The sequence below is a fragment of the Micromonospora sp. LOL_024 genome (assembly GCF_048060415.1).
Classification (GTDB): Bacteria; Actinomycetota; Actinomycetes; order Mycobacteriales; family Micromonosporaceae; genus Micromonospora.
Window position 1 is genome coordinate 54,140 of record NZ_JBHMIS010000008.1, and the last position, 25,859, is coordinate 79,998.

The following is a 25,859-nucleotide window of genomic DNA, read 5'->3' on the forward strand; positions in this document are numbered from 1 at the left end:
CCGGCGGCGGTCACCGCGTGGCAGGCTACCGGCACGTAAGACCACTGGGCGACCAGCCAACGATGACTGACCGCTAGGAGGACGGCCGAATGGGCGAGATGGTGACCTACCGTGGCAGTGGCGGTACGGGTGACGGATATCTCGCGATACCCGCCACCGGCGCGGCCAGCCCCGCGGTGATCGTGATTCAGGACTGGTGGGGCCTGGTGCCCCACATCCGGTCGGTGGTGGACCGCTTCGCCGAGGCGGGCTTCGTCGCGCTCGCGCCGGACTTCCGGCACGGTGAGCCGGCCGGTGAGCCGAGCGAGCCCCGGCGACTGCTGAACGGGCCGCAGATGGACCAGACCGCGCGTGATATCGCCACCGCCGCCGACTACCTCGCCGGTCGCATGGAGGTCACCGGCAAGGTCGGCTGCGCCGGCTTCTGCGCCGGGGCCAGCCTCGCATTGTGGTCGGCCAACTTCTCCGAACGGATCGTCGCCACCGCCGCCTTCTACCCCAGGCTGCCGTGGGAGGGAATGCGCGCCGAGTGGACCGACTACGGGGGCAAGGACGCGCTCGTGCACTGCTCGGCGGACGGCACCTCCGCCGACCCGGGCGTCCAGTCGGTCCGCCGAGCCATCGAAGGCGCCGGTGGCACCTGCCAGTTGCACGACTATCCGGGCACCGCGCACGCCTTCTTCAACGAGGATCGGCCGGAGAGGTTCGACCAGCGGGCCGCCGCCAGCGCCTGGGCTCGTACCCTCGAACTGTTCCGGGCCAAGCTTGGCTGAGTCGCACGCCGCCCCGGAGGTGGCCGCCCGCGCCGCGCGGGCGGCCGACCTGGCCGATCTCGACGCGGCCACCGCGGACTGCTTCGCCTGCCCCCGGTTGGTCGACTGGCGCACCGAGGTCGCCCGGACCAAGCGGGCGTCCTTCCGCGACCAGGACTACTGGGGCCGCCCGGTGCCCGGCTTCGGCGACCCGGCCGCCCGGATCGCGATACTCGGCCTTGCTCCGGCCGCGCACGGCGGCAACCGCACCGGCCGGATCCTCACCGGTGACCGCTCCGGCGATGTTCTCTTCGCCGCGTTGCACCGCGCCGGCCTGGCCAACCAGCCGACCAGTGTGGCCGCCGACGACGGACTGGCGTTGCGGTCGACGCGGATCTTCGCGGCCGTACGCTGCGCCCCACCGGACAACAAGCCCACCCCGGCCGAGCGGGACACCTGCGCACCGTGGTCGCACCGGGAAGTCGAACTTATCCGGCCGACGCTGCGGGTGGTGGTGGCGCTGGGTGCCTTCGCCTGGGCCGCCTGGTGGCCTGCGTTGCGCTCCGCGTACGGTCTCCGTCCGCCCAGCCCGCGTCCCGCCTTCGGTCATGGGGCACACTGGTCCGGCACGGCCGCACCGGATTTGCTCGGCTGTTACCACGTCAGCCAGCAGAACACCTTCACCGGGCGGCTGACACCAGGGATGCTGGACGATGTGTTCGCCCGGGCGAAACAGTTGGCCGCGATCGACTGAGGCTGCGGGGCGGTGACGATGGCGGACGGTACGGGTGGCAGCCGGCCGCACGCCCCGATGGCCCGGAGGTAGCCGGATGGATCTCGTGCGCAGGTGGTGGCCGGTCTCGGTCATGATTGTCCTGCTCGCCGCCGTCACGCTGGCCGCCGCGCACTCGTCGATCGGCGCCAGCCAGATCCCACCCGCCGCGAAGGACGCGCCCTTCGTGCTCGAATACCCGAGCGAGGAGCCTCGGCCGTCCATCCCGGCAGAGCCACGGGAAGCCGCCGAACAGACCCGCACCGACATTCCGTCCTGGCTCGGCACGGCGACTCTGGTGCTGCTCGGGCTGGTGCTGCTCGTCGTTTTCGGCTACCTGGCCTGGACGCTGGTGCGAGGAGCGGCGCGTCGGGTCACCAGGGCGCTGCCGTCGCGGCCGGCCCGGCGCAGCGCCGAAGGCACCGCCGCCGAGGTGGCGGCGGCCGTCGACGCCGGTCTGGTCGACCTGGACGATCACGCCACCGACCCGCGAACCGCGGTGATCGCGTGCTGGGTACGCCTCGAAGAGGCCGCAGCCGCTGCCGGTGTGCCCCGGCTGGCCGGTGACACACCCACCGACCTGGTCACCCGGCTGCTGAGCGGTGACCCGTCCACCGGGGTACCGGCGATCGCCAGCGCCCACGTGCTGGCCGAGTTGGCGCACGTCTACCGTGAGGCCCGGTACGCGACCCGTCCAGTCGACGAGCAGACCCGTGACCAGGCCCGAGCCGCCCTGCGCCGGCTGCGTGGCGAACTCACCGCGGCGGTGACGCCGTGACCGGACAGCAGCGAGTGAAGGCATGAGCAGCACCAGCATCGACGACCTGCTCAGGTTCGAAGAGGATCGGCCGGTCCAGCCGGTCCAGCCGGAACAGGTCCACGGCGGGCGGTTGCGTACCGTCGTCGGTGTTCTTGCCGTGGCCGCGGCCGTGACCGCAGTGGCGGTCGCCGGGCTGCGGGTGGTCGGGCTGCGGGTGTCGCTGCTGGTGCTGGTCGCCGCGGTGCTCACGCTGCTCGTGATACGCCGTATCGTCACCTCACTCGCCCCGCCGCCGAAGTCCACGCTCCCCGGGTCACGTTCCCGCAGCGGGGAGGAGGACGGCATGTACAACTGGGACGCCCGAGACGCGCTGCGAACCGCTATCAACGGCTGGGAACTGCCCCTGGAGTGGTCCAGGACGCGGTCCGATCGGTTCAGCCACGTTGTCCTGCCCCGCCTCGTGGAACTGGCCGACGAGCGGATGCGCCTCAAGCATGGCGTGACCCGCGAGTCGGATCCGGCTCGGGCACAGGTCCTGCTGGGCGACCGGCTGTGGACGTTCCTGGAGACCCCGCCCCGCCGCACCCCTTCGCCGCGCCACCTCGCGGCGATCGTCGCCGAACTGGAGAAGATCTGATGAACGACGTCGGCCAGATCATGCCCCCCACCGAGGTCGGCCGCCTCGCCGAGGCGGTACTCGACGCGGTGGGCCAGGTCGTGGTCGGCAAGCGGGACTCCCTGGAGCTGGTCCTCGCCGGCATTCTCGCCGGCGGGCACGTCCTGCTGGAGGACCTGCCCGGGTTGGGTAAGACGCTCACCGCGCGATCCTTCGCCCAGGCGCTCGGGCTGGACTTCCGGCGTCTCCAGTTCACCCCCGACCTGCTGCCCGCCGACGTCACCGGTTCGTTCCTCTACGACCAGCGCACCGGTGACTTCACGTTCCGGGCCGGGCCGGTCTTCACCAACCTGCTGCTCGCCGACGAGATCAACCGGACTCCGCCGAAGACCCAGTCGGCGTTGCTGGAGGCGATGCAGGAGAAGCAGGTCTCGGTGGAGGGCGTGACGTACCGGCTGGACGAGCCGTTCCACGTGCTCGCCACCGCCAACCCCATCGAGTACGAGGGCACCTACCCGCTGCCGGAGGCGCAGCTGGACCGGTTCCTGCTGCGGGTGTCGTTCGGCTACCCGAATCAGGACGAGGAGTGGGAGGTGCTGCGTCGGCGGATGGCACGCCGTCGCGAGGAGGCCGACATCAAGCCGGTCGTCGACGCGGGCACGCTGCGCGCCATGCAGGCGGCGCTGGAGGATGTGGTGGTCGAGGACTCGGTCGGCCGGTACATCGTGGCGCTCACCGCGGCCACCCGGGAACACCCGTCGGTGTTGGTGGGTGCCTCACCCCGCGGCTCGCTGGCGTTGCTGTTGCTGGCCCGGGTGCGCGCCGTGTTCTCCGGGCGGGACTACGTGGTGCCCGAGGACGTCAAGGACGTCGCGGCACCGGCGCTGTCGCACCGGATCACCCTGCGGCCGGAGATGTGGCTGCGTCGGGTGGATCCGTCCTTCGTGGTCGGTGAGGTCCTCGACGGAACCCCGGCGCCGGCCAGCGGTGCGCTGCCCAGCTACGCCGCCGGCCGGCAGGGGAACTGACCCGTCGTGCGCAACCCGGACCGGCCGGCACCGCCCAACTGGACGCCCACCTGGGCGTTCGGCCGGGCGGTGCTGCTCACCGGCCTGCTCCTTGTCGCCGCGGTGGTGTTGGGGCGGGTGGACCTGGTCGTGCTGGCAACCCCGTTCGCGCTCGGCACCGCGTACGCGGTGCGCCGCCGCCCCACCGAGCCGCCCCGGGTCTGGATCAGCGGCGACGACGGGCACCTTGTGGAGGGCGGCGACGTGGCGGGCACGGTCAGCGTCGGCAACCCCGGTGCGGTCAGCTACGACGTGGCGGTACTGCGTGCCCGGGTCTCGCCCTGGCTGCGTATCGAGCGGGTGACTCTCGCCGGTGGCACCGTGGCCGGTGCCGGTCGCGTCGCCGGTGCCGACCAGTCCGTCGGCGACGGTCGCGCGGCGGATCGATCGGTGGTGGCGGACCGGCCGTTCGTGACCTCGGTTGCGCAGGAAACCGCCGTCGACCTGGAGTTGGCCGGCACCGCGCTGCGTTGGGGGCGGCATCTGTTCGGCCCGGCGGGTGCCCGGGTCGCGGTGGCGCAGGGACTTCTGGTCTCGCGCGCGGTGATCGCCGAGCCGATCCGCGCCAAGGTGTACCCGAGGACCGAACCGTTCGAGGCGGTCGAGGCGATGCCCCGGGCCGCCGGCCTGGTCGGCGCGCACCACTCGCGACGTCCCGGCGAGGGCGGCGAGCTGGCCGGGGTGCGGGTCTTCGCCCCCGGTGACCGGCTGCGCCGGATCGACTGGCGGGTGTCGCTGCGGGCCCGGCAACTGCACGTGGCGTCCACCCTCTCCGACCGGGACGCCGAGGTGGTGGTGCTGCTCGACGTGCTGGCCGAGGCGGGCCGTTCCGGTGGGATCGCCGGTACCGCGTCGGTGCTGGACACCACGGTCCGGGCAGCCGCCGCCATCGCCGAGCACTACCTGCACCGCGGCGACCGGGTGGCGCTGCTGGAGTACGGTCCGAGCGCCCGCCGGCTGCGACCGGCGACCGGACGCCGGCAGTACCTGACCGTCCTGGAGTGGCTGCTGGAGGTCAGGGCACAGTCCTCCCCACACGAGCCGTACGACCAGGTGTTCGGGCCACAGTTGCTTTCCGCCGACGCGCTGGTGGTGGTGCTGACGCCACTGTTGGAGGAGCGGTCGGCGCAGATGTTGGCCCGGCTGGCCCGCTCGGGACGGTTCGTGGTGGCCGTGGACACCCTCCCGGTCGACCTGTCACCGCCGAAGGACCGGGGCTGGGCCGAGGTGGCGTATCGGCTGTGGCGGCTGGACCGGGACACCATGATCGCGCAGTTGCGTGAACACGGCGTGCCGGTGGTGCCGTGGGCCGGTGCGGGCAGCCTCGATCAGGTGTTGCGCGACGTGGCCAGGCTGGCCACCGCCCCCAGGGTCGGTGGCCGGTGAGCGCGAGGAGTGCGGCGCAGCGGAGTCCCGCAGCCGCGAACAGAAGGTCGACACCATGATCGAAGCGGTTAACGGGCGGGCGCGAGCGTTGCGCACGGCCGCGGGACGCATCTCCCTGGCTCCCGTACTGGTCCGGGTGGGGATCTTCCTCAGCACGCAGGTGGGGTTGCTGCTGGCGTTTCCCGCCGAGGTCGTCGCGGCGGAGGCGTTTGGTCCCCTCGTCGCGGTCGCGGTGCTGCCTGCGGTGGCGCCCCGCCGGTTCTGGCCTACCTTCGCGGCGCTGGTCACGATCGCCGGCTGGCTGCTCGCCACCGACGGGTACGGCCGGCCGATCGCGTTGTGGCGGCTGATTGCGGTGGCGGCGGCGCTCTATCTCACGCACACCCTCTGCGCGCTGGTCGCGGTGCTGCCGTACGACGCCGTGGTGGATCCGGACGTGCTGGTGCGGTGGCTCACCCGGGCCGCCGGCGTGCTGCTCGCGACGTCGGTGCTCGGGGTGCTGCTGCTCGAACTCTCCGCGACAGGCGCCGGTGGCAGCGGCTGGCAGGTGGTCACGATCGCCGGTCTGCTGCTCTCCGTCGGGGTGACCGCGTTGTTGGCCTGGCTGCTGCGACGCAGGTGACCTGCGGGCCGCATGACGTCGGGGTGGCTCACGGTACTGCCGGGGGTGCGCTGCGGTGGTCTGCGTGGGCGGAGGTTGCGCAGGTCACAGCCGTGTTGTGCTCGGTCACAGAAGGGGTCGCGGACGGGATTACCGCAGCCGCTAGGGGAATGATGGAGGGGTGACTCCGAAGCGGATCCTTGTGGTGGGTGCCGGGCACGTCGGTCTCTACGCGGCGCTGCGCCTGTCTAAGAAGCTGAGTTCCCGTGAGGCCGAGGTCATCGTCGTCGACCCGCAGCCGCACATGACGTACCAGCCGTTCCTGCCGGAGGCCGCGGCGGGAAACATCTCCCCACGACACTCGGTGGTGCCGCTGCGTCGCGAGTTGCGCCGTTGCACCGTGGTGGCTGGAGCGGTGACCCGGATCGACCACGGCAGCCGGACCGCCACCGTGCAGCCGATCATCGGTCCGCCCAGGCACATCGGGTACGACCACGTCGTGATCGCGCCCGGTTCGGTCTCGCGGACCCTGCCCATTGCGGGTCTGCACGAGCACGGCATCGGCTTCAAGACCATCGGTGAGGCCATCTACCTGCGCAACCACGTACTCGAACAGCTGGACGTGGCTGCGGCGACGACCGACACCGAGGTACGCCGCCGGGCGCTGACCTTCGTCTTCGTCGGCGGCGGGTACGCCGGCATCGAGGCGCTCGCCGAGATGGAGGACATGGCCCGGCACGCCCTGAAGTACTACCCGGAGCTGAAGACCTCGGACATGCGGTGGGTGCTGGTCGAGGCCACCCAGCGGGTGCTGCCCGAGGTCGACCGGGACATGGGCGCCTACACGGTGCAGCAGTTGCTGAAGCGGGACATGGACATCCGGCTGGGCACCCGGCTGGAGTCCTGCGTCGACGGCGTGGTGGAGCTCTCCGACGGCGACAGCTTCAGCTCCGACACCATCGTCTGGACGGCGGGGGTGAAGCCGTCGCCGATGCTGGACGCGACCGATTTCCCCCGCGAGGAGCGGCGTCGGGTCACCTGCCTGCCGACCCTCCAGGTGGTCGACGGCGACCGGGTGGTCGAGGGTGCCTGGAGCGCGGGTGACTGTGCTGCCGTGCCGGACCTGACCAAGCCGCCGGGCGAGTACTGCTCGCCGAGCGCCCAGCACGCGGTGCGCCAGGCCCAGCGGATGGCCGAGAACATCGTGGCTGTGATCCGCGGCCGGGAGCCGGTGGACTACAGGCACAAGCATGCCGGCAGCGTGGCCAGCCTCGGCCTGCACAAGGGCGTGGCCCAGGTCTACGGCGTCAAGATGACCGGGTGGCCGGCGTGGTTCATGCACCGGACCTACCACATGAGTCGCATTCCCTCGATCAACCGTAAGGTCCGTGTCCTGGTCGACTGGACGCTGGCGTTCTTCCTCAAGCGTGAGGTGGTCGCCCTCGGCCAGCTGCACGATCCGCGTGAGGAGTTCGCCGAGGCGTCCCAGCCGCCGGCCAAGGTGTAGGACCTCAGACGCGCCAGATCCAGGCGTCGGCGATCCGCGCCGACGGGCCGTAGAGCGACTCGAGCGTCAGGCGCAGGCTGTCGGCGTGTGGTGTGGCGTCCGCCAGGACCACACACGAGGCGTCCCAGTACGTGATGTCCGCGGCGGCGCGGCGGCGCTGATCCTCGCCGACGACCGGCCGTAGGCCGGTCTTGGCCACCCCGGCCAGCAGCGTGGAGGTGGGTCGTGGGGCGACACCCATCACGGCGCTGCCGCCCCGGTCGTGCGGGCCGATGAAGAAGCCTTCCGGCATGGCGAATCCGGCGTCCGCGGCGGTCGCCCAACGCATCGGCCATGGCTCCTTCGGTGTCGCCAGCGGCACCGGCACCAGTACGCCGCCCGGCTCGACGCACGTCCGCCAGTGGCCGGCCGTGATGAACTCCGGCACAGGGGGACGGTGTGCGGTCGGCAGCGGCGTCGGGATCAGTGGCAGTAGGGCCACTGCGACGGCCGTCAGCGCCAGCCGCCGCGACCGGCCGCCGGCCCGTAGTGCCCGATCCAACGCCAGCACCAGGATCGTCGCCACCAGTGGCGGCACAGCCAGGGCGAACCGCATCGGCAGCGCGCCGTCCACCACGGGAAGGTCCGACAACAGCGCGTAGGGCCCGGGTATGCCGGTTGTTTCCCGATCGAAGACCACCTCGGGTCCGAGCGAGAGCCCGGCCATCACCAGGATGCCGACGACACAGGCCAGCACGAGCGGGCGCCGGCCCAGCCAGAACACGCAGCCGGCGGTGACCAGCAGCAGCGGCCAGCCGAGGAAGGTGTTGTACTCGGCGGGGCCGGTGGTCAGCTCGGCCGAGTGGTCGTTCCCGACGAGGCTCAGCGGCGAGATCGCCCACCAGCTGCGCAGGTCGGCCGAGAAGTAGTGCGGGCTGAACATGCCGTCCGCGACGCCCAGTGGGCCGGCGAACTGGAGCCACAGCGGGCGGGCGAGCGCAAGCAGGGCCAGCCCGGTGGCGAGCGCCATCCCACCGACGAAGGCGGGCAGCGCACGTCGGACCTGGTCGCGGTCCACGGTGATCATCGTCACCGCCAGCACCGACAGGGTGAGCGCGCCGAGGAAAAGCACCTCCTCGCCGATGAACACCTGGGCTGAGACGGCGGCGGCGAGCCCCACCGCCGAGGTGAGTAGACGTCGGCGGTCCGGCCGAGGGCTGTCCTCACCGCTGGCCGCCCGGTCACGGCCGGCGCCCGGGCCGGGTCGCCCGGCGGTGGGGTCGGCGGCTCTGAGCGTACGGACGACCAGCCAGATGATGACGGGGAGCAGCCACTGGGCGGTCATGTGCAGGTGGCTGTTGCTCTGCGAGAGCATCCCCGGCCCGAAGCCGCACAGCGCGCCACCCAGCAGTGCCGCCGCCCGATGAGCCCGCAGGGTACGGCTGAAGAGGAGGTACCAGGCGATCGCGGTGCCGGCGAGGTTGCCCGCCACCAGCAGGGCGAAGGTGACCGGGGCTCCGAGCAGCAGGGTGACCGGCGCGAACAGCACGCCGAGCGCGATGATCGACGTGTTGGCCATCAGGTTCACCCCCGTGGGGGCGTTGAGGCGGTCGGTGGACAGCCCGATGTCACCCAGTGCCGCTCGCGCGTCGACTGCCAGGAACCACTCGTAGAGGACCTGATCCTCTGGGTTGAGGGCGAGCACCCGCCCCGCCGGGTCGGGCCAGAGCCCGTGGGTGAGCCAGCCGGCCAACGCCACGAACAGCAGCCCTACGAGCAGGTCGACGCGGTGCCGGGTGACGGCGTCGGTCAGCCGGGACCGCCACGGGAGGCGTACCTGTCGGGAGTCGGCGGTCTGCTCGACCGTGTCGTCGCAGGGGGCGGTGGATGTGGCGCTGTTCACGGCCTCGACCATAGTGGCGGTGATCCACGGGGGGACGCCGCAGTGGCGACGAACCCGCTACCGTGGCACTGCACCGTGCGTGCGTGCGCGTCGTGGTCACCCGCCCGGGTGGTGGAACGGTAGACACGGCCGCCTTAAAAGCGGCTGCCGCAAGGCATGCGGGTTCGACCCCCGCCCCGGGCACCACCTCGCGGCCGCTGTGCCGGTTCGGCTCAGCTCTCAGCTTTCCCTCAGCTTGGCGATCTCCGAGGGCTGGTCGGGACGTCTACTCTTGTGATGCACGTTGACGTGCAATGAGACCCCCTGAGGGAGGCCAGACAGTGAAGACTTCGAACCCGGTGCTCGCCCGGCTCGGCCAGGCGGCCGAGCGGGAGCGTGCCGCCGGGTACGCCCCGACCGGGCCGTACGGACAGCCCGGCTATCCGCAGCAGTACCCGCCGCAGGCCGGTTACCCCGGTGCGCCGGGTTCCCCGTCCGCCCCACCGGCGGTCACCCCCATGTCGATCGACGACGTGGTGGTCAAGACGGTCACGCTCCTAGCCATCCTCGGCGTCACCGCCGCGGCGGCCTGGGCGCTGGTGCCCAACGCGCTGCTCGGTGCCGCCTGGATCGGCGCGGCCGTCGTCGGCCTGGTCATCGGCCTGATCATCTCGTTCTCCCGGATGGCGAACCCGGCGCTGGTGGTCGCGTACGCCCTCGTCGAGGGCGTTCTGGTCGGCGCGGTCAGCAAGTTTTTCGAATTGCGCTACCCGGGCATCGTCATCCAGGCGGTCGTCGCCACCTTCGGTGTCTTCTTCGTGATGACAATGCTCTACAAGGCGCGCGTCATCCGGGCCACGCCGAAGTTCACCAAGGGTCTGATCGCGGTGATGGCCGGGCTGTTCGCCGTCATGCTGATCAACTTCGTGCTGGCGATGGTCGGCGTCAACACCGGCCTGCGTGGTGATGGTGAAGGTGGTGCTAACGCGCTGGCCATCGGGTTCAGCGTGATCTGCATCGTGGTCGCCTCGCTGAGCTTCGTGCTGAGCTTCAACGAGGTCGAGGAGGGCATCCGGCTGGGCCTGCCGCAGCGCTATTCCTGGGTGGCCGCGTTCGGCATCCTGGTCAGCCTGATCTGGCTCTACATCGAGATGCTGCGCCTGCTGAGCTACTTCCAAGGCGACGACTGACAGCCCACCGCCGACCGGCGCCCGCCCCACCCCGGGCGGGCGCCGTCGTCATTTGCACCCCTGGGGGTGGGTAGGGTTTGGGGGTGCGGGGAGAGGAGTTGGGGCGGGCGGTGGAGTTGCTGGTGCGGCAGGTGGCCCACTGGCAGCAGCCGCGCTGGGCGGCCGGCACGTCGGGCGGCAACGTCTCCCGGGCGGACCTGGTGCACCGGCTGGTGCAGGAGATCGCCAACCTTGCCGCCGACGCGGAGGGGGAGCCCCGCCGCACCGTACCCCGGCTCGACAACGACCTGGCTCTGCCCGACCAGCTGCGGGTGGTCGTGGCCGACCTGCTCGCCGCCGGGCCGGACGACGGGGCGCTGACCCGGGCCGCCGCCGAGGTGGCCGCGACCCGGGCCGTGCTGTAGCCGGTCTCAGCTGAGGCGCTCCACGACCATCGCCATGCCCTGGCCGCCGCCGACGCACATCGTCTCCAAACCGATGGTCTTGTCGTGCCACTGCAGGGCGTTGAGCAACGTGCCGGTGATCCGGGCACCCGTCATGCCGAAGGGATGGCCGACGGCGATCGCGCCGCCCATCACGTTCAGCTTCTCCTCCGGGATGCCGAGCTGGCGGTACGACGGGATCACCTGGGCGGCGAACGCCTCGTTGATCTCGACCAGATCCACGTCGCCGATGGTCATGCCGGCCCGTGCCAGCGCCTGCCGGCTCGCCTCCACCGGACCGAGGCCCATGATCTCCGGCGACAGGGCGGTCACACCCGTGGAGACGATCCTGGCCAGCGGGGTGATGCCCAGTTCGTCGGCGCGCTGAGCGCTCATCACCACCACGGCGGCGGCACCGTCGTTGAGCGGGCAGCAGTTGCCGGCGGTGATCCGGCCGTCGGGGCGGAAGACCGGCTTGAGGGCAGAGACGGCCTCCAGGGTGACCCCGGCGCGGGGGCCGTCGTCGGCGCTGACCACTGTGCCGTCGGGCGTGGTGACCGGGGTGATCTCGCGGGCCCAAAAGCCGTCGTTGATCGCCTTCTCGGTCAGGTTCTGGCTGCGTACGCCGAAGGCGTCCATGTCCGCGCGGCTGACGTCGTGGATCTGGGCGAGGTTCTCGGCGGTCTGCCCCATCGCCAGGTAGACGTCCGGAAGCGTGTTCTTCTCGCGCGGGTCGGTCCAGACCGGTACGTCGGCTTCGCCGCGCGCCTTGGACCGCTCGCGCGCCTGGGCGAAACGTGGGTTCTCCCACCGGCCGATCAGCGCCTGCGCCTCCGGGGGCAGGCCGTCGGAGTTGCCGCGGGCGTACCGGGAGACGGCCTCGACCCCGGCGGAGACGAAGACGTCGCCCTCGCCGGCCCGGATCGCGTGCATCGCCATCCGGGTGGTCTGCAAGGAGGAGGCGCAGTAGCGGGTGAGGGTGGCGCCCGGCAGGCTGTCGAGGCCCATCAGCACGGCGACCACGCGGGCCATGTTGAAGCCCTGCTCGCCGCCGGGCAGGCCGCAACCGAGGTAGAGATCGTCGATCTGCTGCGGATCGAGCTGGGGGACCTTGTCCAGGGCGGTCCGCACGATCTTCGCGGCGAGGTCGTCCGGGCGGAGGTCGCGCAGGGACCCCTTGTGGGCCCGGCCGATGGGGGAACGGGCGGTGGCGACGATCACGGCGTCGCGCGGCGACTCAATCGGCATGCGCCCACGTTAACTCGATGGTAACTAGCGGCGGAAGTTTTCCGGCCGCCGGGAAATGTCACCCGCCACGGTTGGGGCCGCACCCGTCGAGCGGGGACTGGTCAGCGGCGGGGAGTGACCGCCGCCGCAGCGGCCACCGCGGGCAGCAGAGCGTGTGCCCAGACCCGGTATCCGTCGGCGGAGGGGTGGTAGCCGTCGCGGCAGAAGGTGCCGGCGTCGGCCCGGAACACCGGTCCCGTCTCGTTCGCCAGGTCGACCACCGTCCCGCCGGCGTCGAGCACCGCACCGGTCTGGGCCCGGGCGACCTGGCGGCCCGCCCAGCCGACGATCTGCCGTAGCGGCGGTGCGATCGCGCGGACGGCGCCGAGATCCGGGCAGGTGCCGACCACGACCTCGACCCCGGTCTGGCGCAGCCGGTGCACGGCCGCGCCCAGGTAGGCGGCGGCTTCGGCGGGGCGGCGCAGGTCGGTGACGTCGTTCGCGCCGACCAGGATGACCGCGATGTCGGGTCGTACGCCGAGCAGAGCCCGGGCCACCTGGGTGGCCAGGTCGGTGGAGCGGGACCCGGAGACACCGACGCTGGACAGGTGAACGCGTCGCCCGGCGGAGCCGGTGGCGAGCAGTTCGGCCAGTTGCCCGCCGATGGTGTCGCCGAGGCGATCCACCCCGACGCCGAGGGCGGCGGAGTCGCCGAGCAGCACCAGCCGCAACGGCGGTGCGCCGGACCGGCCGACGGTCGCGCGCAGGGCGAGCCCGATCTCCGGCTGGGCGTAGCGACGACTGCGCGCCGCGACGGCTTGGCCGGCGAGCACCGCCGCAGCGCCGACCGTGCCGGCGACCAGGGAGACCGCGGCGGTACGGGCCGCCAGCGCGGCGAGCCGGGCACCGGTCGGCAGGCCGGTCATGACGCCGCCCTCACCCGGGGGCCGGAGCCGCTCCGCGACCCGGACGGGACCTTGATCCGCTCGCTCATGTGAGTCCCTCCACTGCGGGGGTGTCGGCGGCGGGAGCAGACTGCGGCGTGGCGGCGACACCGAAGAATCCCCGCCGACGCAGTTGCGCCCAGCGGCCGGCCGGGCCGCTCTCGCTGCCGTGGACCTGTGTGCCGCTGACCTCCGTTCCCGGGTGCCGGGCCGCTACCTGAGCGGCCTTCGGCAACGACCGTACGCCCTCGGGGCGTGCCTCCGAAGGCCGGTGCTCGGCGCCGTACCCCAACGCGGAGAGCACCGTGGGCAGCAGTGCGGCGGCGACCACGGCGTAGCCGTCGCCGGAAGGGTGGAACCGGTCCCAGGCGAACATCCGGCCCGGCTCGGCGGTGAACCTGGGGCCAAGCAGGTCACCGAGCGAAACCGTCCAACCGCCGGCGGACACCACGGCGACCGTCTGCGCGGCGGCGAGCTGGCGGCTCCACCGGCGGGCCAGCCACCGCAGCGGCGGCTGGATGGGACGAATCGCACCCAGGTCGGGACAGGTGCCCACGACCACCTCGGCACCGGACGCACGCAGCGCGCGGACCCCCTCGACGAGGTAGCGCACGGCCAGGGCGGCCGGCGTGCGGTTGGTGACGTCGTTGCCGCCGATCAGGATGACCGCCACGTCAGGGTCGCACTCCAGGGCCGCCTCCACCTGGAAGCGCAGCCCTGCCGAGATGGCGCCCACCACCGCGAAGCGGTGCAATCGGACCGGCCGTTGGAGCCGCCGGGACAATCCCGTGGCCAGCAGCGCGCCGGGCGTCTCCCGGCGCCGGTGCACGCCGTATCCGGCGGCCGAAGAGTCACCGAGCACGACCATGGTGATCGCGGAACCGGGGAACTTCGCGCCGTAGGTTCCGTCGCAGCGTGGCGGCGGTGCCTCGGCCATCGGGATGGTGCGTCGCGCCTGCCTGGCCTGACCGAAGAGCACGCCGGTGGTCGCCGCCGCAGCCGTCACTGCGGCACCTGTGCCGAGCGCTGCCAGGCGGGCGACCCGCCAGGCGCGCTGCCAGCGCAGACGACCCGACACGACGGAACCAGCGACCCCCATGACGCGACACTAGCGCGTCGGTCTGACGGACCGCTGTCGTCGGGACGGCACCCAGGTGCCTGGAAATCGATCGTGCGGGGTACTTGGATGGGGGTGGGTTGCGACGGGTCGTCACGCTGCACGATGGAGAGGAGTACAACGATGGCTAAGACGTTGAAGCGGGGTGCGGCCTTCGTGGCGCTGGGGCGGGCGCTGACCGCCGGTGCCCGCGGCGGCCCGTCGCTCGGTGCTCGGATCGGGGCGCTGCCCAGGATGATCGCGGCCACCGCACGAGGCGAGTACGACGGTGGCCTACGACTGGCCATGATGACGGCGGCGACGGCGTACATCGTCTCGCCGATCGACGCGGTTCCGGAGCTGTTCCTCACGGTGTTCGGGCTGCTGGACGATGCGGTGATGGTCACCTGGCTGGCCGGGTCGGTGCTGGCCGAGACCGAGCGGTTCCTGGAGTGGGAGACGCGCCGCAGCTCCGTGGTCCCCGGTCAGGTGGTGCCCTGACCCACGTACCCTGGGCGCGGGAATTCTCCTTGAGCAACCCCGCCCCGCCACCGGCGCCGGGGCCGGAGCAGAAGGGCACAACGAGGTGCAGTACTACGACAACGTCGTCGAGATGATCGGCAACACCCCCCTGGTACGGCTACGCAACGTCGCCGAGGGCATCCAGGCGACCGTGCTGGCGAAGGTGGAGTACCTCAACCCCGGCGGGTCGGTGAAGGACCGGATCGCGCTGCGCATGGTGGAGGACGCGGAGGCCGCCGGGATCCTCCGACCAGGTGGCACCATCGTCGAGCCGACCAGCGGTAACACGGGTGTCGGCCTGGCTCTGGTGGCCCAGCTCAGGGGCTACAGGTGTGTCTTCGTCTGCCCGGACAAGGTCAGTCAGGACAAGCAGGACGTGCTGCGGGCGTACGGCGCGGAGGTGGTGGTCTGCCCGACCGCCGTCGCGCCGGAGGACCCCCGTTCCTACTACAACGTCTCCGACCGGCTGGCCCGGGAGATCCCCGGCGCGTGGAAGCCGAACCAGTACGCCAACCCGGCGAATCCGCGCTCGCACTACGAGACGACCGGCCCGGAGCTGTGGAAACAGACCGAAGGTCGGATCACCCACTTCGTCGCCGGGGTGGGCACCGGCGGCACGATCTCCGGCATCGGGCGGTACCTGAAGGAGGCGTCGGGCGGGACGGTCAAAATCATCGGTGCGGACCCGGAGGGCTCGGTCTACTCCGGTGGCACTGGCCGCCCGTACCTCGTTGAGGGGGTCGGCGAGGATTTCTGGCCCGAGACGTACGACCGGAGCGTCGCCGACCAGATCGTCGAGGTGTCGGACAAGCAGTCCTTCGAGATGACCCGACGGCTGGCTCGCGAGGAGGGGCTGCTGGTCGGTGGCTCCTGCGGAATGGCGGCCGTGGCGGCGCTGGAGGTGGCCCGCTCGGCCAAGCCGGACGACGTCGTGGTGGTGCTGCTGCCGGACGGTGGCCGAGGTTACCTCTCCAAGATCTTCAATGACGCCTGGATGGCTCGTTACGGCTTCCTCGACAACTCCGGCTCCGAGCCGACCGTGGCGGAGGCGCTCGGTGCCAAGCAGGGCGGGCTGCCCGAGTTGGTGCACGTGCACCCCACCGAGACGGTCCGCGACGCCATCGACTACATGCGCGAGTACGGCGTCTCGCAGCTGCCGGTACTCAAGGCTGAGCCACCCGTGGTCACCGGCGAGGTGGCCGGCTCGATCGCGGAGAAGGACCTGCTCGACGCGCTCTTCACCGGGCAGGCCCAGCTGCACGACACGATCGAGCGGCACATGGTGCCGCCGCTGCCCATGATCGGTGGCGGCCAGCCGGTCAGCGAGGCGGTCGAGCTGCTGGCGAAGTCCGATGCCGCACTGGTGTTGATCGACGGCAAGCCCAAGGGCGTGCTCACCCGCCAGGACCTGCTCGCCAACCTCGGCGCCCGCTGAGAAGGAAGGCCCCTGTCGACGCCTCATGCACGGCAGGGGCCTTCCTTCACAGCTGACGGGCGTAGCGGAGCTGGGGGGTGCGGGCTGTGCCGACGTGTTCGTCCCGCTCGATGCCGGTCGGCAGCCAGCCGCCGCTTTCGTAGAAGCGGCGGGCGGAAGCGTTGTCCCGCAGCACCCAGAGAACGGCGCGCCACCGGCCCCGCGCACGCATGCTGGCCAGCGCGTCGATCATCAATGCCCGGCCGACGCCCCGGCCTCGCTCAGCTGGTTCCAGGTGGATGGCGTTGAGCAGCCCGGTCGCCGGGTCACCCTCATCGTCCGGGCCGACGTAGCTGAAGCCAACCAGCACGCCGTCCCGCTCGGCCACCGTCATCAGGTGGTCGGCCTGCTCCCAGGACCACCGCTCGGCCCAGTACCGGCCCATCGCATCCGGCGTCGGGTCCGCCAGCGACTCTACCGGCAGGAACGGCGAGTACGCCGCGACTCTCGACCGCTGGTGGAGCTGTCCTACCGCCATCAGGTCGTCGCCGTTCGCGGCACGGAGCGTGACGGTCACTCGACCGAGGGTACCCGCCGTGGTGGAACCTGCACGGTGGCCAGGTCCACGGCGATCACCAGGTCGCCGTCGAAGTGGGCGCGGGCCTCGTCGGCGAAGCGGGCCGGGTCGTGGTACCGCTGGGAGAAGTGGCTGAGCACCAGCCGGCGTACCCCCGACTCGGTGGCCACCCGCGCGGCCTGCCCGGCGGTGAGGTGCCCGACCTCGGCGGCGAGCGCGGCCTCGGACTCCAGGAACGTTGACTCGATCACCAGCAGGTCGGCCTGCTCGGCCAGCGCGTACACCCCGTCGCAGAGGCCGGTGTCCATCACGAAGGCGAACCGCTGCCCCGGACGCGGCACGCTCACCTCCTCCCGGGTGACACGACGCCCGTCGAGATCGAGGTGGCCGACGCGCTGCAACTCGCCGACCGCCGGCCCGGCGATGCCGTACCCGGCCAGCTTCTCCGGCATCATCCGGTAGCCGTCCGGCTCCACCAGCCGATAGCCGTACGTGGCGATGGGGTGCCGCAGCCGGCGGGCCTCCAGTGTGCCGCTGCGCAGCCCGATCCGCTGCCCGTCCGCCCTGACCGGTTCGACGGCCAGTTCGGCGGTCTCGTGGAAGGATCTGGCGTGCCGCAGCCGGGCGAAGTAGTCGGTGCCCTCGGCAGGAAAGTGCACCGTCACCGGGTGTGCCACCCGGTCCAGGGAGAGTCGCTGGATGATGCCGGGCAGACCGAGGCAGTGGTCGCCGTGGAAGTGGGTGACGCAGATCCGGGTCAGGTCGCTGGCGGTGACGCCGGTGTGCAGCAGTTGCCGCTGGCTGCCCTCGCCCGGGTCGAAGAGGATCACCTCGTCGTCCCAACGCAGCGCGTACCCGTTGTGGTTGCGGGCCCGGGTCGGGGTCTGGCTGGCCGTGCCGAGAACCACCAGCTCGCGCATTGACACGCCGCCTCCGGTGGGTATGAAGCGACCCCCGGGGATTCCGCGCTGACGCGGGCCGACTGGACTGGGTCGGCACCCCGGGGGCCGGGTGGCTGTCGTGGTTTCGCCGCACCGCTGCCACACGGTCTCGACGAATTCTTACTGCCCGCCCCAGGAGGGTCGGATCACTGTCGAGGACAGCGGCTAGCGGACAGCCACCTCACGAGTCCGATTGCTATACAAGTCTGGACCACCTCCTTTCCCGTGTAGGGCCACGTTATCCAGCGCCAGGCCCCCCGGCAACGGATTTCGATCACATCCGGTGCCGATCTGGTCGGTGCGCCGGCGACAGCCCGCTCAGGACGGCCGGACGATCCCTATCGGGCCTTCGCGAGGGCCCCCCGCGTTGGCCGGCTGCACCGACAGCGACGGGAAGTCGGCCAGGTCGCCCTCCGGCTCGGCGTCCCATTCGGGGAACACCAGGTCGCTCTGGAGGTAGAGGCAGAGCAGTCGGGCCAGCTGCTGCAGCCCGTCCAGGTGGGTGCGCTCGTGGCCGTGGGTGGCGTCGACGCCGAAGCCGAGCAGCGCCACCCGGGCGTGCGCACCCGCCTCCACCGCCGCCGCCACGTCCGAGCGGTAGTAGTCGAAGACGTCCCGGACGAGATCCACGTCGTGTTCCCGGGCGATCGCCGCCAGGTTCCGGGTGAGGTGGTAGTCGAACGGTCCGACCCCGTCGCCCATGGCCAGGGTGGCGGAGTGCTCCCGGGACTGCTGCCCGGGGGCGACCACCGCCGCGTCCACCGAGACGATCTCGGCGACGTCCGGGTCTAGACCATGGGAGGCGCCATGGCCGATCTCCTCGGTTACGGTGACCAGCAGATGTGCGGTGACCGCCGGCTTCACCCCGGCCTCGACCATTGCCTTCAAGGCGCTGAGCACCGCGGCCACGCCGGCCTTGTCGTCCAGGTGGCGGGACTTGACGTACCCGCTGGAGGTGACCGTCGGGTTGGGCAGGAACGCGACGAAGTCGCCCGCGTCGATGCCGAGAGCCCGCAGCCCGGAGATGTCCTCCACCGGCTCGTCGACGCGGACCTCTACCTGCTCCCAGCCGAAGCCCTGGAGGTCGACGCCGTCGTTGTAGCGGTGGCCGCTGGCCTTGAGCGGCAGAATCTGGCCGGTGACCACCCGTTCCAGGTCGTCGGTGAAGATCCGTACGTGGGCACCCTCGGCGAATCGGGCGCTGTGGGTGCCGATCGGTTTCAACTCCAGCCGGCCGTTCTCCTTCAGCCGCTTCACCATCCCGCCGATGGTGTCGGTGTGTACCACGATGGCCCGGTCCGCGCCGGTCTCCCGGGGGCCGGGCAGGCAGGCGCTTAGCGCCCCGCGGCGGGTCAGCGTCGACGGGATGCCGAGCGCCGAGAGGCGCTCGCCCACGTACTGCTGAACGTGGTCGGTCCGTCCCGACGGGCTCGGGATGTGGAGCAGTTCCATCAGGACCTGGCGTAGATAGTCCAGGTCGATGGGGAGTGGAGTGGTCTTGCGTGCGGTCATGCCCCAGATGGTGCCGCACCCGCCGGGGTCCAGAGCCGTTGCGGTGCCCGAGTCCCAGGGAAGAGTAGGTCGACGAAGCGTTCGGCGGTGGGCTGCGGCTCGTGGTTGGCCAGCCCGGGCCGCTCGTTGGCCTCGATGAAGACGTGCCCGGGCCGGTCCGGTGCCGGAACGAGCAGGTCGAGACCGGTGACCGGGATGTCGATGGCGCGGCTGGCGGCCACGCACGCCTCGGCGACCACCGGGTGCAGCTCCCCCGTGACGTCGTGGATGGTGCCGCCGGTGTGCAGGTTCGCGGTGCGCCGGACCGCCAGCACCTGCCCCTCGGGCAGCACGTCGTGCAACTCGTAGCCGGCTTCGGTGACCACGTCCCGGGTCATCTCGTCCAGCGGAATGCGGGACTCGCCGCCGGTGGCGGCGGCCCGGCGGCGGCTCTGCCGGTCGATCAGTTCGGCGACGTCGTGCACGCCGTCGCCGGTGATCGATGCCGGTCGGCGAACCGCGGCGGCCGCCACCTCGTGGTCGATCATGATGACCCGCAGGTCCTCACCGGTGCACAGCTCCTCCAGCAGCACCTCCGGGCAGAACCGGGCGGCCAGCTCGACGGCGGTGGTCAGCGCCTCGGGCGTGCGTACCCCCACGGTGATGCCGTTGCCCTGCTCGCCCCGGGTCGGCTTGACCACCAGCTGACCCACCTCGGCCAGGAACTCCGCGTCGGCTGCGGCGCCGGCTGCGGTGCGTCCGCGCGGCACCGACAGGCCCGCCTCGGCGAGGATCCGCCGGGTCACCCGCTTGTCGTCGCAGCGGCTCATCGCCACCGCCGAGGTCAGCTCCGAGAGTGACTCCCGGGTGAGGATCGTCCGGCCTCCGCTGGTCAGCCGCAGCTCACCCCACTCCGGGTCGGTGACCTCGACCCGGATGCCCCGCCGCATCGCCTCGTCGGCGACGATCCTCGCGTACGGGTTGAGCCCGTCGTAGCCGATCGGCATGGCCGGCAGGAAGAGCCGTTCGTTGATCGGATTCTTCCGCTTCACACAGAGCGTGGCGGTGCGGTAGAAGCCGAGCCGTTCGTAGAGCCGGATCGCCCCGGCGTTCTCGGCGAGTACGGACAGGTCGACGTACGCCCGGCCACGGGCGACCAGTCGGGCGACCAGCTCGGTGATCAACGCCTGCCCGGTGCCGGGTGGGGCCTGGTTGAAGTCGACGGTCAGGCACCAGAGGCTGGCCCCGTTGTCCGGGTCGTCGAAGACCGCGACGTGGTCGACGCCGGTGATGGTGCCCACGATTTCGCCGGTGGTGGCCTCCGCGACCAGGTGCAGGAAGCGGTCGGTGGCGGCGTTGGCGACCAGCACGTCGACCGGGGCGGTGACCATGCCGTTGGCCGCGTAGATCCGGTTGACCGCGTCCGCGTCGGCGGCGTCGCGCAGCCGACGGATGCGTACCCCGGGCAGCTCGGCCCGGTCGCCGATAGGCGACGGCGTGTGGGCCGTGCCGGCCTCCTCGGTGGTCCCGGCGGGCGGGCGGGGACCTAACCGGTTGTCGCTCAGCGGCAACCGGAAGGTCAGCGACGGGTCGATGAACAGCTCGTCGGGAAGCCGGGAGACCAGCACGTGCGGGTCGCGGAGGTAGATGCAGATGTCCCGGGCACCGGCCGCCTCGGAGCGCAGCACGTCGGCGACCGCGGACTGGTCGGTGAAGGTCTGGCCGAAGACGAGCCGCCCCCAGCCGCAGTCGAGGATGACGTCCGCGCCGGCACCCGGACGTTCGTCGTCGGTCGGGTCGGCGTTGCCGCCCGTGGCGATCGGATCACCTCCCGGCCCGACCCGCTCGTACCGCCGTCCCGCGCCCCGACTCCGGTCGGTCCGGGCGACGCCGGTGGCCAGAGTGTCGGTCACGGTCAGTCGATTCCGTGGCTCTGGAGCCACATTTCCAGGAGTCCGAGTTGCCACAGCTTGTTTCCGTTCAACGGGGTCAGTTCGGCGTTTGGGGCGTCGAGCAGGGCGTTGACGTAATCGGTGCGGAACAGGTCGCGGCGGCGGGCCTCGGGTGCGGACAGCGCGTCGCGTACCCGGTCGAGGAGCTTGCCCTCCAGATGGGTGAGGCCCGGCACGGGGAAGTAGCCCTTCGGCCGGTCGATGACCTCGTGTGGCAGCACTCGTCGGCCGATGTCCTTGAGTACTCCCTTGCCGCCCTGCGCCAGCTTCAGCTCCGGCGGGCAGGCGGCGGCCAGCTCCACGAACTCGTGGTCCAGGAAGGGCACCCGGGCCTCCAGCCCGTGCGCCATGGTCATGTTGTCGACCCGCTTGACCGGGTCGTCGGTCAGCATGATCTGCGTGTCGATGCGCAGGCCGGCGTCGATCGCGGTCTGCGCGCCGGACCGCGCCAGGTGGGCGGCGACGAACTCCCGCGCCGGATCGCCGTCGGTGAGCCAGTCGGGGTTCAGCGCCCGGGCCAGACCGGCGCCGTCCCGGTCGAAGAAGGCCCGCGCGTACGTGTCGAGGGCCTGCTCCCGGCCGACCTGCGCCAGTGGCGGATACCAGTGGTAGCCACCCAGGATCTCGTCGGCGCCCTGGCCGGACTGGACCACCTTGACGTGCCGCGAAACCTCCTGGCTGAGCAGGTAGAACGCGACGCAGTCGTGGCTGACCATGGGTTCGCTCATCGACGCCACGGCGGCTTCCAGCGGCGGGACCAGATCCTGCGCGGCGACCCGGATCTGGTGGTGGTCGGTGTCGAAGGTCTTGGCGACCACGTCGGAGTAGCGGAACTCGTCGCCCTCCCGGCCGCCGACGGCGTCGAAGCCGATGGAGAAGGTGGAGAGACCACGTTGCCCCTCACCGGCGAGCAGCGCGACCACCAGACTGGAGTCGAGCCCGCCGGAGAGCAGTACGCCGACCGGCACATCAGCGACCATCCGGCGGCGTACGGCGGTGGTCAGCGACTCGTGCAGCGCGTCCTGCCAGTCCCGCTCGGACCAGCCGTCGTGCTCGGGCCGGCGCAGGAACGGCGGGTCCCAGTAGACCCGCTCGTGGCTGCGGCCGTCGGCCTCGTAGACCCGGACGGTGGCCGGGGGAAGCTTGCTCACGCCACGCAGGATGGTGCGTGGCGGCGGCACGATGCTGTGGAAGCTGAGGTAGTGGGCCAGCGCGACCGAATCTATCGTGGTGTCCACCCCGCCGCCGGCCACCAGGGCGGGCAGGGTGCTGGCGAAGCGCACCACGCCGGAGGACTCGGCGAGGTAGAGCGGCTTGATGCCGAGCCGGTCCCGGGCGAGCACCAGGCGACCGGAGTCCCGTTCGCTGATCGCCACGGCGAACATGCCGACCAGGTGGTCGACGAAGTCGAGCCCCCACTCGGCGTACGCCTTGACGACGACCTCGCTGTCTCCGCTTGAGAAGAAGTGGTGGCCTTTGGCCTGCAACTCGGCGCGCAGCTCGCGGTAGTTGTAGATGCAGCCGTTGAAGACGCCGGCCAGGCCGGCGGCGGAGTCGACGATCGGTTGGCCGCTCGCGGCCGACAGGTCAATGATCTTCAGTCGTCGGTGGCCGAGGGCGGTCGGGCCCTGCGACCACACCCCGCTGCCGTCAGGCCCTCGGTCGCACATCGTGGCGGCCATCCGCTCCACCACGGCGACGTCGGCACGCGTCGCGTCCCGTCGGAACTCTCCAGCCAGTCCGCACATGTGAGCCCATGCTGCCAGAGGATGTTGCGATTGGCCTGTTGAGGCTATGACGGTCGTGTAACAGGATTGCTAGAATCCGCGCCCTTTCGGTCGACCGGGTGACATAACCGCGTCAAAGCCAGTGTGCTTCACGCCAGTTTGTATGCCTTTGTCCTAGTCGGCAGCCCGCTCGCGATGTGACGGATGCCGCAGTATGTGGCGAACCGTTTCGGCCCGCAGCAGCGCTTCGGGGGTGATGACGAGCAGTTCTGCTGCTTCCCGCCATATACAAGAGTTGAACAGGCGGAGCCCCTGCCGAACACAGGGCTGCGTCGAAGTCCCGCGTGCATTGCTGTCATCACGGAAGAGGGCCACAGTGCGTTCTATGACTGTGCGCCGATATCGGGTAAAAATGTCGCGGGGTCGCCGAACCGCCCAGTAGTCGAGTGCCGCACCGGCGTGCCGGAACGTGTCGAGGCCCGCGCCGATCTCGGGGTATGTCAGTCGCCGGCGGGCCACCCGAGCGAGCCGGCCTCCGGTCGTCGTCACGATCTGCTCAGCCAGCGGTCCGGGCGACACCGACCGGGCAGCTCAGCCCGTTCGGGCCGTGATTGCAGTAGCCGCCCGGGTTCTTGGTCGGTGCCAGGTATTGCTGGTGGTGGTCCTCGGCCAGGTAGTAGTCACCGAGCCGACCGATCTCCGTGGTGATCTCGCCCTTCCCGGCGCGGGCCACGATCGGCGCGAACGCGTCACGGGAAGCCTGCGCGGTGGCGAGCTGCTCGTCGGTCGTGGTGTAGATCGTCGACCGGTACTGGGTGCCGACGTCGTTGCCCTGGCGCATGCCCTGGGTCGGGTCGTGGTTCTCCCAGAAGACCTTGAGTAGATCCTCGTAGCTGATCTTCGTGGGGTCGTAGACCACCTCGACCGCCTCGGTGTGCCCGGTCATCCCGGAGCAGACCTCCTCGTAGGTCGGGTGCGGGGTGAAACCACCGGCGTACCCGACTGAGGTGGTGAACACGCCGGGCAGGGTCCAGAACAGTCGCTCGGCGCCCCAGAAACAACCCATGCCGAAGACGGCGACCTGGGAGCCCTCGGGGAACGGTCCCTGTAGCGGGGTGCCGAGCACCTCGTGCCGGTCGGCCACCGGCATCGCGATCGGACGGCCGGGCAGGGCCCGGTCGGGGGAGATCATCTCGGCCTTCATGCGGCGGAGGAACACGGTGGAGCTCCTTTCGTACCTTCTCCGCGTGCAACACCGGCGGACTCCACTTCCTTACCCGCCCCTCCTCCGCTCAGGCCCGGTCCCGGCGCCAACGCCCGCCGGAGCGCCGGCGGATCAGTCGGCATCCGGGGACAGGGCCGTGTGGACGCGCTGGGCGTAGGAGGCGGCCTCGGCGTCGTCGGCGTAACGGGTACGTGGCCAGAAGAACCCGCGCAGGCCGTCACCCTTCGTCCGGGGCACCACATGGGTGTGCAGGTGCGGCACCGACTGGGACACCCGGTTGTTCATCGCCACGAACGTGCCGCCCGCGCCCAGGCCGCCCTCGACCGCGACCGCGAGCCGGCGGACCAGCCCGAAGTAGCCGGGCAGCGACGCCGGTGGCAGCTCGGCGAGGGTGACCAGGTGGGCGCGGGGCACCACCAGCACGTGCCCCTTGAACACCGGCCGGGTGTCCAGGAACGCCACCCCGTCGGGCTCGTCGGTCACCCGGAACGCCGGCACCTCGCCCGCCACGATCCCACAGAACACGCATCCCGCCACCGGGCCAGGCTAGGGCCGGACGGGGATCGCCGCCGGCAGCGAACGCCGACACGCAGGAAGTCGACCTGGCTGCCCGGCAGGGTGGGTTCACAAGGTGGGACGAGGCGAAGGACTAACGTCTGCGGAATGAACCACGGCTTCGACACACTCGCCATCCACGCCGGGCAGGACCCCGAGGCCCGCACCGGCGCGGTGATCCCACCGATATACCAGACCAGCACGTACGCGCAGGACGCCGTCGGCGCGCCCCGGCTCGGCTACGAGTACAGCCGCTCCGGCAACCCGACCCGGGACGCGCTCCAGGAGTGCCTGGCCGCGCTGGAAGGCGGCCCGGTGGGGCTCGCCTTCGCCAGCGGTCTGGCCGCCGAGGACGCGCTGCTGCGTACCGTCTGCGCCCCCGGCGACCATGTGGTCATCCCCGACGACGCGTACGGTGGCACGTACCGGCTCTTCGCCAAGGTCACGCAGCGGTGGGGGCTCGCGTACACCCCGGCCAAGGTCTCCGACGCGGACGCGGTGCGGGCCGCGATCCGACCGGGCACCACGAAGGTGGTCTGGGTGGAGACGCCGACGAACCCGCTGCTCGGCATCGCCGACATCGCCGCGCTGGCCGCCGTGGCGCACGAGGCCGGTGCGCTGCTGGTGGTCGACAACACGTTCGCCTCGCCGTACCTGCAACAGCCGATCGCGCTCGGCGCGGACGTGGTGGTCCACTCCACCACCAAGTACATCGGCGGGCACTCCGACGTGGTCGGTGGCGCGGTGGTGGCGGCCGACGCCACCCTCGGCGAGGAACTGCGCTACCACCAGAACGCGATGGGCGCGGTCAACGGCCCGTTCGACGCCTGGCTCACCCTGCGGGGCATCAAAACCCTGGGCGTACGCATGGACCGGCACTGCGACAACGCCGAGCGGATCGCCGCTTACCTGAACGGGCACGCCAAGGTCGGCCAGGTGCTCTACCCGGGGCTTCCGTCGCACCCCGGCCACGAGGTGGCCGCCAAGCAGATGCGCAGATTCGGCGGCATGATCTCCTTCCGGGCCGCCGGCGGTGAGGAACACGCGGTCGAGATCTGCAACCGGGCCGAACTTTTCGTGCTCGCCGAGTCGCTCGGCGGCGTGGAATCCCTGATCGAGCACCCGGGCCGGATGACACACGCGAGTGCTGCCGGCTCGCCGCTTGAAGTTCCCGGCGATCTCGTGCGACTGTCTGTCGGCATCGAGACGGTCGAAGATCTGCTCGCCGATCTGGAGCAGGCGCTGGGCTGACCG

Annotated in this window: 25 protein-coding genes and 1 tRNA gene; 14 read left to right on the plus strand and 12 right to left on the minus strand. The window is 71.3% G+C overall.

Features of this window, described 5'->3' with window-relative positions:
- Positions 1–89 precede the first annotated feature (89 nt).
- The 8 genes from ACFHWY_RS11760 (at position 90) to ACFHWY_RS11795 (ending at position 7,461) form a co-directional block, all read left to right on the plus strand.
- Positions 90–773, plus strand: coding sequence for a dienelactone hydrolase family protein (locus tag ACFHWY_RS11760; protein WP_416580187.1), 684 nt, complete (start codon positions 90–92; stop codon positions 771–773).
- Positions 766–1,506 (plus strand): uracil-DNA glycosylase, encoded by a 741-nt coding sequence (locus ACFHWY_RS11765; RefSeq protein ID WP_416580188.1) that lies wholly within the window; start codon positions 766–768, stop codon positions 1,504–1,506. The genes ACFHWY_RS11760 and ACFHWY_RS11765 overlap by 8 nt, the downstream gene beginning before the upstream one ends.
- Positions 1,507–1,582: 76 nt before the next feature.
- Positions 1,583–2,302: a DUF4129 domain-containing protein gene (locus ACFHWY_RS11770; protein ID WP_416580189.1), complete on the plus strand. Its 720-nt coding sequence runs from the start codon at positions 1,583–1,585 to the stop codon at positions 2,300–2,302.
- Positions 2,303–2,324: 22 nt separating this feature from the next.
- Complete coding sequence (locus ACFHWY_RS11775; RefSeq protein ID WP_416580190.1) at positions 2,325–2,921, plus strand: hypothetical protein; 597 nt, start codon at positions 2,325–2,327, stop codon at positions 2,919–2,921.
- Positions 2,921–3,928 carry an AAA family ATPase gene (locus tag ACFHWY_RS11780; RefSeq protein ID WP_416580191.1) on the plus strand — a complete coding sequence of 336 codons (1,008 nt, stop codon included), beginning with the start codon at positions 2,921–2,923 and terminating at the stop codon, positions 3,926–3,928. The genes ACFHWY_RS11775 and ACFHWY_RS11780 overlap by 1 nt, the downstream gene beginning before the upstream one ends.
- Before the next feature lie 6 nt (positions 3,929–3,934).
- Positions 3,935–5,353, plus strand: a complete 1,419-nt coding sequence (locus ACFHWY_RS11785; protein WP_416580192.1) for a DUF58 domain-containing protein — start codon at positions 3,935–3,937, stop codon at positions 5,351–5,353.
- 58 nt (positions 5,354–5,411) lie between these two features.
- On the plus strand, positions 5,412–5,975 hold the full coding sequence (locus ACFHWY_RS11790; protein ID WP_416580334.1) for a hypothetical protein: 564 nt from the start codon (positions 5,412–5,414) through the stop codon (positions 5,973–5,975).
- Between the two features lie 160 nt (positions 5,976–6,135).
- The gene (locus ACFHWY_RS11795) at positions 6,136–7,461 is read left to right on the plus strand and encodes an NAD(P)/FAD-dependent oxidoreductase (protein ID WP_416580193.1); all 1,326 of its coding nucleotides are present in this window, start codon (positions 6,136–6,138) and stop codon (positions 7,459–7,461) included.
- 4 nt (positions 7,462–7,465) lie between these two features.
- Here ACFHWY_RS11795 and ACFHWY_RS11800 read toward each other — a convergent pair whose 3' ends face one another.
- Entirely contained in the window at positions 7,466–9,343 is a 1,878-nt protein-coding gene (locus tag ACFHWY_RS11800) for a hypothetical protein (protein ID WP_416580194.1), read from the minus strand.
- A 102-nt stretch (positions 9,344–9,445) separates the two neighbouring features.
- Here ACFHWY_RS11800 and ACFHWY_RS11805 point away from each other — a divergent pair.
- The 3 genes from ACFHWY_RS11805 to ACFHWY_RS11815 all read left to right on the plus strand — a co-directional run bounded on the left by ACFHWY_RS11805 (position 9,446) and on the right by ACFHWY_RS11815 (position 10,916).
- Positions 9,446–9,529: transfer RNA gene (locus ACFHWY_RS11805), tRNA-Leu, on the plus strand.
- 134 nt (positions 9,530–9,663) lie between these two features.
- Positions 9,664–10,512, plus strand: a complete 849-nt coding sequence (locus tag ACFHWY_RS11810; RefSeq protein WP_416580195.1) for a Bax inhibitor-1/YccA family membrane protein — start codon at positions 9,664–9,666, stop codon at positions 10,510–10,512.
- 83 nt (positions 10,513–10,595) lie between these two features.
- Positions 10,596–10,916, plus strand: coding sequence for a hypothetical protein (locus tag ACFHWY_RS11815; RefSeq protein ID WP_416580196.1), 321 nt, complete (start codon positions 10,596–10,598; stop codon positions 10,914–10,916).
- 6 nt (positions 10,917–10,922) lie between these two features.
- Here ACFHWY_RS11815 and ACFHWY_RS11820 read toward each other — a convergent pair whose 3' ends face one another.
- The 3 genes from ACFHWY_RS11820 to ACFHWY_RS11830 form a co-directional block, all read right to left on the minus strand.
- Positions 10,923–12,182, minus strand: a complete 1,260-nt coding sequence (locus ACFHWY_RS11820; protein ID WP_416580197.1) for an acetyl-CoA C-acetyltransferase — start codon at positions 12,180–12,182, stop codon at positions 10,923–10,925.
- A 101-nt stretch (positions 12,183–12,283) separates the two neighbouring features.
- Entirely contained in the window at positions 12,284–13,087 is an 804-nt protein-coding gene (locus ACFHWY_RS11825; protein WP_416580198.1) for an SGNH/GDSL hydrolase family protein, read from the minus strand.
- A gap of 64 nt (positions 13,088–13,151) precedes the next feature.
- On the minus strand, positions 13,152–14,204 hold the full coding sequence (locus tag ACFHWY_RS11830) for an SGNH/GDSL hydrolase family protein (RefSeq protein WP_416580199.1): 1,053 nt from the start codon (positions 14,202–14,204) through the stop codon (positions 13,152–13,154).
- 141 nt (positions 14,205–14,345) lie between these two features.
- Here ACFHWY_RS11830 and ACFHWY_RS11835 point away from each other — a divergent pair, with 141 nt between their 5' ends.
- Positions 14,346–14,702 carry a YkvA family protein gene (locus ACFHWY_RS11835; protein ID WP_416580200.1) on the plus strand — a complete coding sequence of 119 codons (357 nt, stop codon included), beginning with the start codon at positions 14,346–14,348 and terminating at the stop codon, positions 14,700–14,702.
- Between the two features lie 85 nt (positions 14,703–14,787).
- Positions 14,788–16,158 carry a cystathionine beta-synthase gene (locus tag ACFHWY_RS11840; protein ID WP_416580201.1) on the plus strand — a complete coding sequence of 457 codons (1,371 nt, stop codon included), beginning with the start codon at positions 14,788–14,790 and terminating at the stop codon, positions 16,156–16,158.
- Between the two features lie 46 nt (positions 16,159–16,204).
- On the opposite strand, the gene ACFHWY_RS11845 is transcribed toward ACFHWY_RS11840, so the two are convergent.
- The 8 genes from ACFHWY_RS11845 to ACFHWY_RS11880 form a co-directional block, all read right to left on the minus strand.
- On the minus strand, positions 16,205–16,714 hold the full coding sequence (locus ACFHWY_RS11845; RefSeq protein ID WP_416580202.1) for a GNAT family N-acetyltransferase: 510 nt from the start codon (positions 16,712–16,714) through the stop codon (positions 16,205–16,207).
- Complete coding sequence (locus ACFHWY_RS11850; protein WP_416580203.1) at positions 16,711–17,640, minus strand: ribonuclease Z; 930 nt, start codon at positions 17,638–17,640, stop codon at positions 16,711–16,713. The genes ACFHWY_RS11845 and ACFHWY_RS11850 overlap by 4 nt, the downstream gene beginning before the upstream one ends.
- 333 nt (positions 17,641–17,973) lie before the next feature.
- Positions 17,974–19,167, minus strand: coding sequence for an osmoprotectant NAGGN system M42 family peptidase (locus tag ACFHWY_RS11855; RefSeq protein WP_416580204.1), 1,194 nt, complete (start codon positions 19,165–19,167; stop codon positions 17,974–17,976).
- Positions 19,164–21,059, minus strand: a complete 1,896-nt coding sequence (ngg, locus tag ACFHWY_RS11860; protein WP_416580205.1) for an N-acetylglutaminylglutamine synthetase — start codon at positions 21,057–21,059, stop codon at positions 19,164–19,166. Before ngg ends, ACFHWY_RS11855 begins: the two co-directional genes overlap by 4 nt.
- 2 nt (positions 21,060–21,061) lie before the next feature.
- Entirely contained in the window at positions 21,062–22,846 is a 1,785-nt protein-coding gene (locus ACFHWY_RS11865; RefSeq protein WP_416580206.1) for an N-acetylglutaminylglutamine amidotransferase, read from the minus strand.
- A 153-nt stretch (positions 22,847–22,999) separates the two neighbouring features.
- On the minus strand, positions 23,000–23,404 hold the full coding sequence (locus ACFHWY_RS11870) for a hypothetical protein (protein WP_416580207.1): 405 nt from the start codon (positions 23,402–23,404) through the stop codon (positions 23,000–23,002).
- The gene (gene msrA / locus ACFHWY_RS11875; protein WP_416580208.1) at positions 23,382–24,044 is read right to left on the minus strand and encodes a peptide-methionine (S)-S-oxide reductase MsrA; all 663 of its coding nucleotides are present in this window, start codon (positions 24,042–24,044) and stop codon (positions 23,382–23,384) included. Before msrA ends, ACFHWY_RS11870 begins: the two co-directional genes overlap by 23 nt.
- Positions 24,045–24,161: 117 nt before the next feature.
- Positions 24,162–24,587 carry an HIT family protein gene (locus ACFHWY_RS11880; RefSeq protein ID WP_416580209.1) on the minus strand — a complete coding sequence of 142 codons (426 nt, stop codon included), beginning with the start codon at positions 24,585–24,587 and terminating at the stop codon, positions 24,162–24,164.
- A 126-nt stretch (positions 24,588–24,713) separates the two neighbouring features.
- On the opposite strand from ACFHWY_RS11880, the gene ACFHWY_RS11885 reads away from it, so the two are divergent.
- On the plus strand, positions 24,714–25,856 hold the full coding sequence (locus ACFHWY_RS11885; protein ID WP_416580210.1) for a cystathionine gamma-synthase: 1,143 nt from the start codon (positions 24,714–24,716) through the stop codon (positions 25,854–25,856).
- Positions 25,857–25,859: the final 3 nt, after the last annotated feature.

What these genes read in the sequence shown, in the direction of transcription:
- ACFHWY_RS11760 (WP_416580187.1), top strand. Translation starts at nt 90, where the DNA reads ATGGGCGAGATGGTGACCTACCGTGGCAGTGGCGGTACGGGTGACGGA.
- ACFHWY_RS11825 (WP_416580198.1), bottom strand. Translation starts at nt 13,087, where the DNA reads ATGACCGGCCTGCCGACCGGTGCCCGGCTCGCCGCGCTGGCGGCCCGT.
- ACFHWY_RS11835 (WP_416580200.1), top strand. Translation starts at nt 14,346, where the DNA reads ATGGCTAAGACGTTGAAGCGGGGTGCGGCCTTCGTGGCGCTGGGGCGG.
- ACFHWY_RS11830 (WP_416580199.1), bottom strand. Translation starts at nt 14,204, where the DNA reads ATGGGGGTCGCTGGTTCCGTCGTGTCGGGTCGTCTGCGCTGGCAGCGC.
- ACFHWY_RS11780 (WP_416580191.1), top strand. Translation starts at nt 2,921, where the DNA reads ATGAACGACGTCGGCCAGATCATGCCCCCCACCGAGGTCGGCCGCCTC.
- ACFHWY_RS11885 (WP_416580210.1), top strand. Translation starts at nt 24,714, where the DNA reads ATGAACCACGGCTTCGACACACTCGCCATCCACGCCGGGCAGGACCCC.
- ACFHWY_RS11855 (WP_416580204.1), bottom strand. Translation starts at nt 19,167, where the DNA reads ATGACCGCACGCAAGACCACTCCACTCCCCATCGACCTGGACTATCTA.
- ACFHWY_RS11820 (WP_416580197.1), bottom strand. Translation starts at nt 12,182, where the DNA reads ATGCCGATTGAGTCGCCGCGCGACGCCGTGATCGTCGCCACCGCCCGT.
- ACFHWY_RS11865 (WP_416580206.1), bottom strand. Translation starts at nt 22,846, where the DNA reads ATGTGCGGACTGGCTGGAGAGTTCCGACGGGACGCGACGCGTGCCGAC.
- ACFHWY_RS11770 (WP_416580189.1), top strand. Translation starts at nt 1,583, where the DNA reads ATGGATCTCGTGCGCAGGTGGTGGCCGGTCTCGGTCATGATTGTCCTG.
- ACFHWY_RS11775 (WP_416580190.1), top strand. Translation starts at nt 2,325, where the DNA reads ATGAGCAGCACCAGCATCGACGACCTGCTCAGGTTCGAAGAGGATCGG.